Raw genomic sequence first — 12,749 nt, 5'->3', positions numbered from 1 at the left:
CACGGCCGCCCCGAAGCGCTCATCCCGCAGCGCATGGCGCGGAGGGCATCCCTATGAGCGAGGTGTTGTTGCATGTCAGCGGTGTCTCCAAGCGCTTCGGCGGTCTGCAGGCGCTCAGCGATGTCAATCTGCGCATCGCGCGCGGCATGGTCTACGGCCTGATCGGCCCCAACGGCGCGGGCAAGACCACCTTCTTCAACGTCATCACGGGCCTGTACACACCCGACAGCGGCACCTTCGAGCTGGCCGGCCTGGCCTACAAGCCCACGGCCGTGCACGAGGTGGCGCGCGCCGGCATCGCGCGCACCTTCCAGAACATCCGCCTCTTCGCCGACATGACCGCGCTGGAGAACGTGATGGTGGGGCGGCACATCCGCTCGGGCTCGGGCCTGCTGGGCGCCATCTTCCGCACGCGTGGTTTCGAGCGCGAAGAGGCCGCCATCACGCGCCGCGCCAACGGACTGCTGGACTACGTGGGCATCGGCCACCTGGGTGACTACAAGGCGCGCACCTTGAGCTACGGCGACCAGCGCCGCCTGGAGATCGCCAGGGCCCTGGCCACCGAACCCCAGCTGCTGGCCCTGGACGAGCCCGCCGCCGGCATGAACGCCACCGAGAAGGTGGAGCTGCGCGCCCTGATCGAACGCATCCGCCAGGACGGCGTGACCGTGCTGCTGATCGAGCACGACGTGAAACTGGTCATGGGCCTGTGCGACGGCGTCACCGTGCTCGACTACGGCCGCCAGATCGCCGAGGGCACACCGGCCGAGGTGCAGAAGAGCGAGCAGGTGATCGAGGCCTATCTGGGCCAGGGCGGCGCCAAGGCCGCCGCGGAGGCCACGGCCACATGACAACCTATGACGCCCGCTGCGCGGGCATGATCTCGCGCCAAAGGCGCCTCAATGACGCTGGCAAAGCCCGCATGACTTTCATCATGGCGCCCGCGGCGCCGTCATTGATGCTGCACAGCGGCGAAGTCATGCCCGCGCAGCGGGCGTCATCACGTCCATGGAGCCAGCCATGAGCCACGACGCAGACATCCTGCTGCAGGTCAGCGGCCTGAAGGTGGCCTACGGCGGCATCCAGGCGGTCAAGGGCGTGGACTTCGAGGTGAAGCGCGGCGAGCTGGTCTGCCTGATCGGCTCCAACGGCGCGGGCAAGACCAGCACCATGAAAGCCGTCACCGGCACCCTGCCCTGCCTGGGCCAGCTGCACTACCTGGGCAAGCCCCTGCGCGGCCAGGGGCCCTGGGACCTGGTGCGCCAGGGCCTGGCCATGGTGCCCGAGGGGCGTGGTGTCTTCACGCGCATGAGCATTGCCGAGAACCTGCTCATGGGCGCCTACACGCGCGACGACAGCGACGGCATCGCCGCCGACCTGGAGCGCATGTACACCCTGTTCCCGCGCCTCAAGGAACGCCACACGCAACTGGCCGGCACACTCAGCGGCGGCGAGCAGCAGATGCTGGCCATGGGCCGCGCGCTGATGAGCCGGCCCCGGCTGCTGCTGCTGGACGAACCCTCCATGGGCCTGAGCCCCATCATGGTGGACAAGATCTTCGAGGTGGTGCGCGAAGTCTCCAGCCAGGGCATGACGGTGCTGCTCGTGGAGCAGAACGCCAGCCGCGCGCTGGGCATTGCCGACCGCGGCTACGTCATGGAGTCCGGCCTCATCACCCTCAACGGACCCGCGCAGCAACTGCTGCACGACCCGGCCGTGCGCGCCGCCTACCTGGGCGAGAGCTGAAGCTCAATCCACCTTCGCGCCTGAGGCCTTGACGACCTGCTCGTACTTGGCAAGCTCGGCCTTCATGAAAGCGGCAAACTCCTCGGGCGTGGTGGGCACGGGTTCGGCCATCAGGGCGGCAAAACGGGCCTGCGTCTCGGGCGCCTTGAGCGCGGCCACAAAAGCCTGGTTCAGGCGGGCCACCACATCCCTGGGCGTGCCCGCAGGCGCCACCAGCCCCCACCAGGTGTCCACCGCAAACCCCTTGAGTGTCTCGGCCACGGCCGGCACCTGCGGCAAGGCCGGCGAACGCTTGAGCGTGGTGACGGCCAGGGCCTTGAGCTTGCCGGCGCGGATATTGGCCGAGGCCGTGGCCAGGTTGTCGAAATTGAAATCCACCTGCCCGCTGAGCAGGGCCAGCTGCGCCGGGTTGCCGCCGTTGTAGGGAATGTGTACGGCGTAGATGCCGGCCTGGGCCTTGAACAGTTCACCGGCCAGATGGCCCGCGCTGCCGTTGCCGCCGCTGCCGTAGTTGAGCTTGCCGGGGTTGGCCTTGGCGTAGGCGATCAGGTCCTGCAGGGTCTGGACAGGGAGGCGCTGCGCGGTCTCGGCATTCATCACCAGCACATTGGGCACACGCAGCATCTGGGTGATGGGCGCGAAATCGGTGTCGGCCTTGTAGGGCATGCGGCTGTAGAGCCAGGGGTTGACCGCATGCGTGGCGGTGGCCGCAATGCCGATGGTCAGGCCGTCAGGCGCGGCCTTGGCCACGGCATCGGCGCCGATATTGCCACCGGCGCCGGCGCGGTTCTCGATGATGACGGTCCCCAGCGTGTCCTTGACCCCTTCGGCCAATGCACGCGCCGTGATGTCGATGGGGCCGCCCGCGGCATAGGGCACGATCAGGCGGATGGGTCTGGTCTGGGACAGGGCTGGAAAGTGGTTGGCCAAGGCGAGCATGGCCAGGATGAAAAGGGGAAGGCTGCGAGGTTTCATGCCGCCATTGTGCAGAATCCGGTCACATCCCTTTACAAGACTTTGCAGTGGTCTGTCGGCTGCCGGGCCGGCCTGCCGCGTTGCAGGTCCATGGAAGTCGTTTCCATACGTCAACCCAGAAGGAGATCCGCATGAAGACCAAGATCGTGTTCAGTATCCTCGCCCTGGCCGCCGCCGGCACCGCCCTGGCCCAGTCCGCCAGTACGGGCAGCGCCCCCAACCCCACGGCCACACCGCGCGCGGACCAGCGCGAGGCGAACCAGGAACGCCGCATCGAGCAGGGCGAGAAATCGGGTCAGTTGACCCCGCGCGAGGCCAACCGCCTGGAAAACCAGCAGGGCCGCATCGAGCGCGCCGAGGACAAGGCCAAGGCGGACGGCAAGGTCAGCGCCAAGGAGCGCGCCCATCTGAACAATATGCAGGACCACGCCAGCCGTGACATCGCCCGCGAAAAGCACGACCGCCAGCGCGACATGAACCACGACGGCCGCAAGGACAGGCCGCAAGCCCAGCACGCCGAACGCGGCGAGCGTGGTGAACATAACCGTCGTCGCTGATCCAGCGCTGGCCGGCCATGCGCCCAAAGGGCTGGCAGTCACCTGACTGCCAGCCCTTTGTTTTGTCCCAAGGTGGGGAAGACCGGGTTCAGGCCGCAAGCACGGCTGCGCCGTGCTTGTCAGCCTCGCTGGTGAAGGCGTCGGCGTAGAACTCTTCCTCGGGCAGGCCGGCCTGCGTGTAGTCCTGTCGGGCCGAATCGACCACGATGGGGGCGCCGCAGGCATAGACCTGGCAGGCTGACAGGTCGGGCAGGTCCTGCAGCACCGCCTGGTGCACGAAGCCGGTGCGACCGGCCCAGTGGTCTTCGGGCAAGGCATCGGACACCACGGGCACGTACTTCAGGTTGGGCATCTCGCGGCACTTCTGCAGCACCCAGTCCTGCAGGTAGAGGTCAGCCGGACGGCGGCCGCCCCAGTACAGGGTGGCCGTGCGCGTGATGCCTTTGTGCTGCATCTGCTCGATCAGGGCCTTGAGCGGCGCGAAGCCCGTGCCCGAGGCCAGCAGCACCAGGGGCTTGTCGCTGTCCTCACGCAGGTAGAAGCTGCCGTAGGGGCCTTCGATGCGCAGGATTTCCTTCTCTTTCATGACGCCGAACACATGGTCGGTGAACTTGCCGCCCGGCATGTGGCGGATGTGCAGCTCCATCGTGGCCCCCACCGGCGGCGTGGCCGTGGGCTGGCCGGCACGGCTGTGCGGCGCGTTGGCCATGGAGTAGCTGCGCCGCGCGCCGTCGCGCAGCAGGAACTCGACGTACTGGCCGGCGTGGAACTGGAAGTTGTCATTGGCCGGCAGTTGCAGCACCAGGCGCATCACGTCGGGCGAGAGCCGCTCCATCTGGTTCACGCGCACCGGCATCTTGCGGATGGGGAAGGCCCCGGCCTCGGTCACCTGGCGCGACGCCAGCACCACGTCGCTCAGCGGCAGGCCGCAGCAGGTCAGCACATAAGCGGCGGCTTCCTCGGCCTCGCTCAGGGCCTTGCTCTGGTGCGGGCCATGCACCACCTCGCCGGAAAGCTTCTTGCACTTGCAGGAACCGCAGGCGCCGTCCTTGCAGCCATAGGGCAGGCCGATGCCGGTGCGGATGCCGGCGGCCAGGATGGTTTCCCCCGGCAAAACCTCGAAGCTACGGCCGCTGGGCTGCACCGTGACCTGGTGGGAAGACATCTTTTCGTTATCCTTGAACAGTTTTTCAACGCAAAGACAGGAATTTTGCCAGTGTTAACAAGCCCCTTGGGCGCGCTGCCCATGCGTTTCCGGCGCCAGCGTGTGCTGATCGTCGGCTGCGGCGACGTGGGCCTGCGCGCCGCCACCGCCCTGCCCGCCCGTGTGCGGGTGCTGGCGCTCACCTCCACGCCCACCCGCCGGGGCGAGCTGCGGGCCCGCGGGATCACGCCGCTGCCCGGCAATCTGGACCAGGGGGCCACGCTGCGCCGCCTGGCCGGCCTGGCCACGCATGTCCTGCATCTGGCGCCGCCCCCGGCACAAGGAAAGGACGATCCACGCACCCGCGACCTGCTGCGCGCCCTGCGGCGGCGCACGCCACCGGCCGCTCTGGTCTACGGCTCGACCAGCGGGGTCTACGGCGACTGCGGCGGCGAGTGGGTGGCGGAAACCCGCGCCCTGCAGGCCGGCACGGCACGCGCGCAGCGGCGCGTGGCGGCGGAGCGACAGCTGCGCTTCTACGGCCGCAGCGCGGGGGTGCGCACCAGCATCCTGCGCATCCCCGGCATCTACGCCCCGGATCGCCTTGGCGGCACGCCGCGCGAACGGCTGCTCAAGGGCACGCCGGTGCTGCGCGCCGAGGACGACGTCTACACCAACCACATCCACGCCGACGACCTGGCCCGCGCCTGCCTGACCGCGCTGTGGCGTGGTGCGCCGCAGCGCGTCTACCACGCCAGCGACGACAGCGAGCTGAAAATGGGCGACTACTTCGACCTGGCCGCCGGGCTCTACGGCCTGCCCCGACCCCCGCGCCTGCCCCGCCTGCAGGCCGCGCAGGAACTGCCCCCCTCGCTGCTGAGTTTCATGAGCGAGTCGCGCCGGCTCGAAAACACGCGCCTGAAGCGTGAATTGCGTCTCACATTGCGTTACCCCACGGTGACGGCCGGCTTGCGGGCGACCTGAGATCGCCCGGATAATCCCTGTATGTCCCCCCTGCGGCACTCCCTGGCGACGCGACGCGGCACGTCCGGCTTCACCCTGATCGAACTGGTCATGGTGCTGGTCCTGCTCGGCATCCTGGCGGTTTTCGTGCTGCCGCGCATCGATCTGACGCGCGGCTTCGACGAGGTGGGCTACCGCGATGCGGTGCGCGCCACGCTCGAATTCGCACGCAAGAGCGCCGTGGCCGAGAGGCGCAATGTGCGCGCCACCCTCGTCGGCAACAACCTGACGCTGACGATAGAAAACGTCGGCCCCGAAAGTTCCACCGGTCTTTTCCCGCGTGCACTTGCCTTGCCGACACCCGATCGACGCTGCGGCGGCGCCGCCAACCAGCTCTGCGCCCCCGGCGGCCTTGCATTGAGCGGTCCGGCCACGCTGGACTTCGGCCCCTTGGGTCGGCCGTCGGGTGCAGCCACCTACACCGTCACGGGTGACGCACCCTGGACCGTCACCGTCGAGGCGGAGACCGGCCATGTGCACTGAACCGCGCAGGCTCCCAGACCGGTCGCGCCAGCGCGGTCTGACCTTCATCGAGCTGATCTTTTTCATCGTCATCGTGACGGCCGGCCTGACCGGCATCCTGCTGGTGCTGAACCAGACCAGCAGCAGCAGCGCCGACCCCATGGTGCGCAAGCAGATGCTGGCGATTGCCGAGAGCGTGCTGGAAGAGGTGCGCCTGCAGGCCCACACCTGGTGCGACCCGGATGACGTCAACGCCACCACGGCCACCAGCGCGGCCGGCTGCACGGGCGGCGCTGGCGGACCCAACGACCAGCTCGCCACGGCGCCCACCTCCGGTGAAACGCGCGGCAATGCCGTCACCCCCTGGGATCATGTGATGGACTACAACAACGCAACCATCACCAACAGCCTGGCCGGCACAGCCTACCCGGGCTACAGCGCCGGCGTGCAAGTGCTGCAGGAAGCGCTGGGAGGGATCGCGGCCGGTGAAGCCCTGCGCATCCGTGTCACCGTCACGCGTGGCGCCGACAGCGTGGTCCTCGAAGGCTACCGCACGCGCTACGCGCCGAATGCCCTGCCATGAAACCCCACCACCGAAGCTCCACACCGCTGCGGCGCATGGCCGGTTTCACCCTGGTCGAGGCGATCATCGTGATCGTCATCACGGGCATCCTGGCCGCCATCGTGGCCGTTTTCATCCGCGCCCCGGTGGATGGTTATTTCGATTCGGTGCGCCGCGCCGAACTCACCGACACGGCCGACGTGGCCCTGCGCCGTCTGACACGCGACGTGCGCCTGGCCCTGCCCAACAGCCTGCGCGTGACCACGACGGGCGGCATGAACTACATCGAGTTCATCATGACCAGCGCCGGCGGACGCTACCGTGATCCGAGCGACGGCTCCACCGGCGGCAACTTCCTCAGCTTCACGAACACAGGCAGCACGACCTTCGACGTGCATGGCCCCATGCCGGCCATGAATCCGACGGTTGATTACATCGTGGTCTACAACCTCGGTCCCAACCACACACCGACAGACACGGCTGCCGATGCCTATGCGCCGGCAGACCCTTGCACCAATTGCAACCGGGCGCGCATTTCCAGCTTCACCGGCAATACCGTGACGCTGGTGAGCAACCCTTTCCCCACGCAGGTTCCGCCCCTGCCCTCGCCCAGCGGGCGGTTTCAGGTCGTTCCCGGCGCCACCAAGGCTGTGACCTACAGCTGCCCGACGGCGACGGCAGGTAACCTCACGCGCTACTGGAACTACGGTTTCAACGCCGCGCAACCCACCAGCTTTGCCAGCGGCAGCCAGGCCCTGCTGGCCGCAGGCGGCGTCACCTGCGCCGTGGCCTATGCCCCCAGCCTCGGCGGACGCAACGGCCTGCTGGAAGTGCGGCTCACACTGACCTCGGGTGCCGGCGCCAACGCCGAGACCGTGACGCTGCAGCACCAGATCCGCGTGGACAATTCGCCATGATGCGCCCCCTCGCTCCCCGGCTCCAGCGCGGCTTCACCGCCATTTCGGCCATCTTCATCATGGTGGTGTTGACGGCGCTGGGCGCCTTCATCCTGAGTGTCTCCACCGGCCAGCAGATCGGCTCGGGCCTGGATGTGCAGGGGGTGCGCGTCTACGAGGCGGCGCGCAGCGGCGTGGAATGGGGTCTGTACCGCCAGCTGCGCGATGGCAGTTGCGCTGCCAGCACCAGTTTCGCACCCGCCGCGCCCACGCTCTCGGCCTATACCGTCACCGTGAGCTGCACGGCCACGGCCGGGACCAACGGCGGGCCGGCCACCTACGAAGTGCGGTCCTGGGCCTGCAACCAGCCCGCGCTGGGCGCCTGCCCCAACACCAGCCCCGGCGCCCGTTACATCGAGCGCCGGCTGGACGTGACCTTCAACCAGTGATGCGGAGATGCCCGTGAAACGCCTGTCCCGTCTCCTACTGTCTATGGCGCTGTCCGGCATCACAGCCACTTCGCTGTGGGCCCAGACCACAGTTACAAATGCCCCGGCCAGCTGTGTGAGCGTTGCAGGCCCCGACGGCCTGGCCTGGGCCAATCCACCCAATGCCCAGACGCAGAACGCCATCGGCGCTACGCGCTCCGTCAACGACGGCGAAATCAGCGACTACCTTCAGTGCTCGAACTACGGTTTCACCATCCCGGACGGCAACCGGGTCACCGGCATCACGGCCACCATCCGGCGTCAGGCCAACAACACCAACGTGATCGACGACACCGTGGTGCTGCTGCGCGCCGGCGCCCGGGAACCGAACAACCTGGCCACGACAACCACCTACTCCAACGGCAGCTACCGCGACGACACCTATGGCGGGACAGGCAATCTCTGGGGCGCGGAATGGTCGATCAACGAGATCAACGCCACGGGCTTCGGTCTGGCCCTCGCCGCGCAGAAAAGCAACAACTCGGGCGGCGCCCGGACCGTCAACGTGGACGTGATCAGCCTGGGCGTGACCTATGTGGCTGACAACAGTTACCCCATTGTCTCCTCCATGGTGCTGGCCGATCCCAGCCCCACCAATGGAGCCGCCACCGTTTCGTGGACGGTGACCTTCAGCAAATCCGTGACAGGGGTCAACGCCGCCGACTTCGCGCTGGTCCAGGCCGGCGGTGTCAGCGGCGCCAGCATCACCAGCGTCAGCGGCAGCGGCGCAACGTGGACGGTCACGGCCGGTACGGGCACAGGCACCGGCACCCTGGGTCTGAACTTGGTGGACGACGATTCGATCCGCGACCTGGCCAACAACCGCCTGGGCGGCACAGGTATCGGCAATGGCAATTTCACCGGCGCGGTCTACACCGTGACGGCGGTTCCCTGCAACCCGCCGAGCAACATCCCTGCGGGCGTCTCCGTCAGTTGCGTCTGCGACAACTTCAACCGCGCCAGCCTCAATCCCTCGACCATCTTCGGCCAGAACTGGATCACCTCGACCAGCGACGGCACCGGCATCCTGCCCAGCATCGTCGCCAGCAACTACCTGCGCCTGACCAACAACACGGCCAACAACGCCAAGGCGGCCACCGTGCCCGCGGCCTTCCCGGCTGCCGGCAACTACATCTCGGTCGAGTTCCTGCATTACGCCTACAACGGCAGCGGCGCCGACGGCATCGCCGTCACGCTGTCAGACTACAACGTGCCGGCCGTGCCGGGCGCTTATGGCGGATCGCTCGGTTATGCACAGCGCACCGGCATCAACGGTTTTGCCGGCGGCTGGATCGGCGTGGCGCTGGACGAATATGGCAATTACCAGAACCCCACCGAAGGCCGCAACGGCGGCCCGGGCTTCCGGATGGATTCCGTGGGCGTGCGCGGCTCGGGCAGCGGCACCACCGGCTACCCCTGGCTGTCCGGCACGGCCGCGAATCTCTCGCCGGGCATAGACGCGGCAGGCGCGACGCCGGCGCCGGGGTACCGCTACCAGATCGTGGTCGATGCACGCAACGCGGGCTCGGCCACGCCTCAGACCATCGTGTCGGTGAACCGGGACACGGGTGGCACCGGTGCCAGCTATGCCAGCCTGATCAGCCCCTTCGACGCCTATTCGGCCAACCCGGCCCAGGCCCCGGTGCCGGCCAACTGGCAGATTTCCTTCACCGGCTCCACCGGCGGCGCGAACAACATCCACGAAATCGGTGGTCTGCGCATCTGCGCGCAAACGATCGTGCCGCCCAACGGCGGCGTGGCATCGGGCTTTGCCGTGATCGACGAGGCCTACGGCACCCCGGCCATCGCCGTGCAGAACTACCTGACAGGCCGCATCTACACCAAGCTGGCCGGCACGCCCTTCAAGCTCAACGTCGCGGCCATCAACAACAACCAGATCCAGACCGGTTACGCGCTCAGAGGCACCAAAACCGTCAACGTCAAGCTGGTCGACAACAGGGACGGCGTTTGTGTGCTCAACAGCGCACAGGCCAACTACTGCAGCGCCGCCTGCCAGGCCAAGACAGCGGTGAGCGGCGGCAGCCAGACGCTGAGATTCGTCTCGGCCAACGCGGGCCAGAAGCAGAGCACCGACTTCACCATCCCCGACGCCTGGAGCAATCTGGTGGCCATCGTCGGTGACGACACCACCACCGCCTGCTCCACCGATGCCTTCTCGGTGCGTCCCCTGAACTTCAACACCCTGAGCAGCACCGCCAGCAACGCCGCCCTGACCGGCACGCCGGCCCTGCGCGCCGGCAGCGACAGCTTCAGCATGACGGTGGGCACCGCCACGGCCGGTTACGCCGGCGCGGCTGCCGTGCCGACCATCAACCCTGCGGCTGTAACGGCCAACGCGGCAGGCTGGACGGTGGGCACCCTCAGCCCGGCCAGCTTCCCCGCCGCCACGGCCTCCAGCTCCACCGGCAGCAGCTTCACCTACAGCGAGGTCGGTCACTTCCGTTTCCTGGGCTACGACCCGGCGAGCAACACTGCCTCGCCGCGCGGCGTGTACGACCGCACCTGGACTGCGGTAGACCAGGGCGCGCAGCAGGACTGCATCACCGGCAGCTACGCCAATACGCGCGACATCAGTGGCACTTTCGCGAGCAACACCAACTACGGCAAGTACGGCTGCCTGTTCGGCATCACGGCCAACAGCGCGCTGTTCGGTCGTTTCATCCCCGACCGTTTCACGCTGGTGTCGGGCAGCGTCACACCTTCGTGCACCGGTACCACGCGCAACTTCACCTACATGGGCCAGGCCCGTCTGGGTGTGGCCTACCAGCTCGAAGCGCGCAACGGTTTCGATGCCAAGACCGTGAACTATGACAACACCCTGTACGGCAGCGGCGTGCTGCCGGCGCCCGCGCTGCTGGCCGAGGACCAGACTGCGGCCAACCAGGGCTGCGAACTGGGCAACGGCGTGGGTGGCCGCCTGAGCGGCGCACCCACCGCCACCTGGGCAGCCGGGGTCTACACAGCCTCGACAGCCACCGCCAGCTTCAGCCGCCCGGGCACGGCTGCGCCCGGCACGCTGGACGCCAGCACCCCAACGCAGTGCACCAACACACGCACCAATGCCGGCAACCCCTTCTGGAACCTGGACCTGGGTGTGTTGGTCACCGAAGGCACGGCCGTTATGGCTGCGGCCGACATGAACGCGGGCAGCACGGGCACCTGCAGCGGCGCTGCCTGCAATGCGAAAAAGCTGGGCAGCACGGGCATGGTGCTGGGCCGCCTGAACCTGCTCAACGCCTACGGCTCTGACGCCCTGCCCCTGCTGGTGCCCGTGCGCGCCGAATACTGGAACGGGACGACCTGGCAACTCAATGCGGATGACAGGTGCACCACGCTGGGCGCGACGACCCTGGCCGTGGGCAATGTCACCCCGGCCAGCGGCTCCAGCCTGAACGTCACCAGCGCCAGCCTGGCGCTGAGTCCCGCTGCGACGATGAGCGGCGGCGTGACGAACTTCCGCATCAACCCGAGCATCAGCCCGAGCGTGAGAGGCGCCGGCAGCGTGGACCTGGTGCTCAATCTCGGCGCGGGCGTAGCGAACAGCAACTGGTGCGGCAGCTGGACCACCGGTCCGGCCGCCGGCACCGGCACCGCACCCAGCCCCGATCTGAGCTTCCTGCTGGCCAACTGGTGCGGCAGCAACGCCGACCGCGCACCCGCAGCCCGCATCCGCTTCGGCAGCCCCACCGCTCCCTACATCTATCTGCGTGAACGCTACTGAGCAAGTGCGCATACGCCAGCCATGCACACGCCGCTGGCTTGAGAAAGGTTAGATCGTGGAGAAAGGTGCCCGGGGCCGGGTCAGCCGCCGCGCCAAAGAAGTGGCGTCGGTGTCTACTTGATCCAGGACGAGAACGGTCAGCCTCTGTCGAGTCGTACCTTGCGCTCTCGCTTTGAGAAAGCACGCGAGTTAGCCAAGGTGGACTTCCAGTTTCGAGATATCCGGGCCAAGACCGCGACCGACACCGGGGACCTTGCCCATTCGCAAAAGCTGCTGGCGCACAAGCATCGGGACATGACCGAGCACTACGTCAAAGCACGCATCGGGGATAGGGTCAAGCCCCTGCGTTGAACGACCGGGAGGCGTTTCAGTCGTACACCGTCGAGCGGTGCCCCAGCGTGACAACGGACACCAGAAGTTGGCCGTGTTCAATGCGGCAGATCAGGCGATAGTCACCGACACGGTAGCGCCAGTGCCCTGCAAATTCGGCTGTCAGCGCTTGTCCCCTGGCGGTTGGGTCTTCGAGCCGGCAGACACCGGCCATGTAGGTTTTGATGCGCTTTTGGACTGAGGAATCGAGCCGCCGGAAAGTGTTGGCCGCCGACTTTTCGTACCTCAGATCCCACATTCGCGGTACAGATCCTCAGCGGCGATGCTGGGCTTGCCCTTGTTGACTTTGATTGCGGCACGGAGGGTTTTTTCCTCGGCGCGGAGTTCGGCTTGCTCGACGAGCCATTCCTTCATGTAGGTCGCGATTGGCTTGCGATGCGCACGCGCCTCGGCCTTGAGCATCACGACCACATCGGCCGGCAACTCAATGGTCTCGGTTTGCAGTCTGCTCACGCTCGATACGCTCATGATCGGAGCCCTCCAGCCCAAATTGTAGGCCGTTTTGTAGAAAGCAAGAGGGATTTGTAGAAACGGCCAGCCTCCAAAAAGAGGCGAAAACCGTGTGGTGCCCGGGGCCGGAATCGAACCCGCGCACGAAGTGCGCTTCAACATGACCGCCCTTGGGCGTGCCGGTTCGCGAGAGAAGTCATGTCTCAGGATAAAAGACATGGTGCCCGGGGCCGGAATCGAACCGGCACGCCTTGCGGCGGGGGATTTTGAGTCCCCTGCGTCTACCAATTTCACCACCCGGGCGGAGATGGCCA

15 protein-coding genes and 1 tRNA gene are annotated in these 12,749 nt (G+C 67.2%); 11 read left to right on the top strand and 5 right to left on the bottom strand.

All coding sequences use genetic code 11. The features are described from left to right. The first annotated feature begins 53 nt into the window (after window positions 1–53). Genes ACYVH8_RS11905 through ACYVH8_RS11895 form a run of 3 tightly spaced genes read left to right on the top strand, consistent with a single transcriptional unit; the run spans window position 54 to window position 1,746 of the window. Window positions 54–851: an ABC transporter ATP-binding protein gene (locus tag ACYVH8_RS11905; protein WP_460489023.1), complete on the top strand. Its 798-nt coding sequence runs from the start codon at window positions 54–56 to the stop codon at window positions 849–851. After that, on the top strand, window positions 848–1,024 hold the full coding sequence (locus tag ACYVH8_RS11900; RefSeq protein ID WP_460489022.1) for a hypothetical protein: 177 nt from the start codon (window positions 848–850) through the stop codon (window positions 1,022–1,024). The genes ACYVH8_RS11905 and ACYVH8_RS11900 overlap by 4 nt, the downstream gene beginning before the upstream one ends. Next, complete coding sequence (locus ACYVH8_RS11895; RefSeq protein ID WP_460489021.1) at window positions 1,021–1,746, top strand: ABC transporter ATP-binding protein; 726 nt, start codon at window positions 1,021–1,023, stop codon at window positions 1,744–1,746. Before ACYVH8_RS11900 ends, ACYVH8_RS11895 begins: the two co-directional genes overlap by 4 nt. A 3-nt stretch (window positions 1,747–1,749) precedes the next feature. Here ACYVH8_RS11895 and ACYVH8_RS11890 read toward each other — a convergent pair whose 3' ends face one another. After that, window positions 1,750–2,721 (bottom strand): Bug family tripartite tricarboxylate transporter substrate binding protein, encoded by a 972-nt coding sequence (locus ACYVH8_RS11890; RefSeq protein WP_460489020.1) that lies wholly within the window; start codon window positions 2,719–2,721, stop codon window positions 1,750–1,752. A 131-nt stretch (window positions 2,722–2,852) separates the two neighbouring features. Between ACYVH8_RS11890 and ACYVH8_RS11885 the strand changes: the two genes are divergently transcribed. Beyond that, a complete protein-coding gene (locus ACYVH8_RS11885; protein ID WP_460489019.1) occupies window positions 2,853–3,278 on the top strand; it encodes a hypothetical protein in 426 nt (141 codons plus the stop codon). Window positions 3,279–3,366: 88 nt separating this feature from the next. On the opposite strand, the gene ACYVH8_RS11880 is transcribed toward ACYVH8_RS11885, so the two are convergent. Beyond that, the gene (locus tag ACYVH8_RS11880) at window positions 3,367–4,443 is read right to left on the bottom strand and encodes a CDP-6-deoxy-delta-3,4-glucoseen reductase (protein ID WP_460489018.1); all 1,077 of its coding nucleotides are present in this window, start codon (window positions 4,441–4,443) and stop codon (window positions 3,367–3,369) included. A gap of 45 nt (window positions 4,444–4,488) precedes the next feature. Between ACYVH8_RS11880 and ACYVH8_RS11875 the strand changes: the two genes are divergently transcribed. The 7 genes from ACYVH8_RS11875 (at window position 4,489) to ACYVH8_RS11845 (ending at window position 11,946) form a co-directional block, all read left to right on the top strand. Continuing rightward, a complete protein-coding gene (locus ACYVH8_RS11875; protein ID WP_460489017.1) occupies window positions 4,489–5,406 on the top strand; it encodes an NAD-dependent epimerase/dehydratase family protein in 918 nt (305 codons plus the stop codon). Between the two features lie 21 nt (window positions 5,407–5,427). After that, window positions 5,428–5,928, top strand: coding sequence for a pilus assembly FimT family protein (locus ACYVH8_RS11870; protein WP_460489016.1), 501 nt, complete (start codon window positions 5,428–5,430; stop codon window positions 5,926–5,928). Further along, a complete protein-coding gene (locus tag ACYVH8_RS11865; protein WP_460489015.1) occupies window positions 5,918–6,490 on the top strand; it encodes a type IV pilus modification PilV family protein in 573 nt (190 codons plus the stop codon). Before ACYVH8_RS11870 ends, ACYVH8_RS11865 begins: the two co-directional genes overlap by 11 nt. After that, window positions 6,487–7,386 carry a type II secretion system protein gene (locus ACYVH8_RS11860; RefSeq protein WP_460489014.1) on the top strand — a complete coding sequence of 300 codons (900 nt, stop codon included), beginning with the start codon at window positions 6,487–6,489 and terminating at the stop codon, window positions 7,384–7,386. The genes ACYVH8_RS11865 and ACYVH8_RS11860 overlap by 4 nt, the downstream gene beginning before the upstream one ends. Next, a complete protein-coding gene (locus ACYVH8_RS11855; RefSeq protein ID WP_460489013.1) occupies window positions 7,383–7,814 on the top strand; it encodes an agglutinin biogenesis protein MshP in 432 nt (143 codons plus the stop codon). Before ACYVH8_RS11860 ends, ACYVH8_RS11855 begins: the two co-directional genes overlap by 4 nt. A gap of 13 nt (window positions 7,815–7,827) precedes the next feature. Next, on the top strand, window positions 7,828–11,595 hold the full coding sequence (locus ACYVH8_RS11850) for a DUF6701 domain-containing protein (protein WP_460489012.1): 3,768 nt from the start codon (window positions 7,828–7,830) through the stop codon (window positions 11,593–11,595). A 117-nt stretch (window positions 11,596–11,712) separates the two neighbouring features. Continuing rightward, window positions 11,713–11,946 carry a tyrosine-type recombinase/integrase gene (locus tag ACYVH8_RS11845; protein ID WP_460489011.1) on the top strand — a complete coding sequence of 78 codons (234 nt, stop codon included), beginning with the start codon at window positions 11,713–11,715 and terminating at the stop codon, window positions 11,944–11,946. 16 nt (window positions 11,947–11,962) lie between these two features. Here ACYVH8_RS11845 and ACYVH8_RS11840 read toward each other — a convergent pair whose 3' ends face one another. The 3 genes from ACYVH8_RS11840 to ACYVH8_RS11830 all read right to left on the bottom strand — a co-directional run bounded on the left by ACYVH8_RS11840 (window position 11,963) and on the right by ACYVH8_RS11830 (window position 12,738). Further along, entirely contained in the window at window positions 11,963–12,223 is a 261-nt protein-coding gene (locus tag ACYVH8_RS11840; protein ID WP_460489010.1) for a type II toxin-antitoxin system RelE family toxin, read from the bottom strand. After that, window positions 12,211–12,438, bottom strand: a complete 228-nt coding sequence (locus ACYVH8_RS11835; RefSeq protein WP_460489009.1) for a hypothetical protein — start codon at window positions 12,436–12,438, stop codon at window positions 12,211–12,213. The genes ACYVH8_RS11840 and ACYVH8_RS11835 overlap by 13 nt, the downstream gene beginning before the upstream one ends. Before the next feature lie 215 nt (window positions 12,439–12,653). Beyond that, window positions 12,654–12,738, bottom strand: a tRNA-Leu gene (locus tag ACYVH8_RS11830). Window positions 12,739–12,749: the final 11 nt, after the last annotated feature.

It is taken from the genome of Curvibacter fontanus (assembly GCF_054780335.1).
The sequence above is the reverse complement of the archived record's forward strand: the minus strand, read 5'-3'. Positions and strand labels throughout refer to the sequence as shown.

What these genes read in the sequence shown, in the direction of transcription:
- ACYVH8_RS11860 (WP_460489014.1), top strand. Translation starts at nt 6,487, where the DNA reads ATGAAACCCCACCACCGAAGCTCCACACCGCTGCGGCGCATGGCCGGT.
- ACYVH8_RS11890 (WP_460489020.1), bottom strand. Translation starts at nt 2,721, where the DNA reads ATGAAACCTCGCAGCCTTCCCCTTTTCATCCTGGCCATGCTCGCCTTG.
- ACYVH8_RS11880 (WP_460489018.1), bottom strand. Translation starts at nt 4,443, where the DNA reads ATGTCTTCCCACCAGGTCACGGTGCAGCCCAGCGGCCGTAGCTTCGAG.
- ACYVH8_RS11840 (WP_460489010.1), bottom strand. Translation starts at nt 12,223, where the DNA reads ATGTGGGATCTGAGGTACGAAAAGTCGGCGGCCAACACTTTCCGGCGG.
- ACYVH8_RS11895 (WP_460489021.1), top strand. Translation starts at nt 1,021, where the DNA reads ATGAGCCACGACGCAGACATCCTGCTGCAGGTCAGCGGCCTGAAGGTG.
- ACYVH8_RS11855 (WP_460489013.1), top strand. Translation starts at nt 7,383, where the DNA reads ATGATGCGCCCCCTCGCTCCCCGGCTCCAGCGCGGCTTCACCGCCATT.
- ACYVH8_RS11870 (WP_460489016.1), top strand. Translation starts at nt 5,428, where the DNA reads ATGTCCCCCCTGCGGCACTCCCTGGCGACGCGACGCGGCACGTCCGGC.
- ACYVH8_RS11865 (WP_460489015.1), top strand. Translation starts at nt 5,918, where the DNA reads ATGTGCACTGAACCGCGCAGGCTCCCAGACCGGTCGCGCCAGCGCGGT.
- ACYVH8_RS11885 (WP_460489019.1), top strand. Translation starts at nt 2,853, where the DNA reads ATGAAGACCAAGATCGTGTTCAGTATCCTCGCCCTGGCCGCCGCCGGC.
- ACYVH8_RS11905 (WP_460489023.1), top strand. Translation starts at nt 54, where the DNA reads ATGAGCGAGGTGTTGTTGCATGTCAGCGGTGTCTCCAAGCGCTTCGGC.
- ACYVH8_RS11900 (WP_460489022.1), top strand. Translation starts at nt 848, where the DNA reads ATGACAACCTATGACGCCCGCTGCGCGGGCATGATCTCGCGCCAAAGG.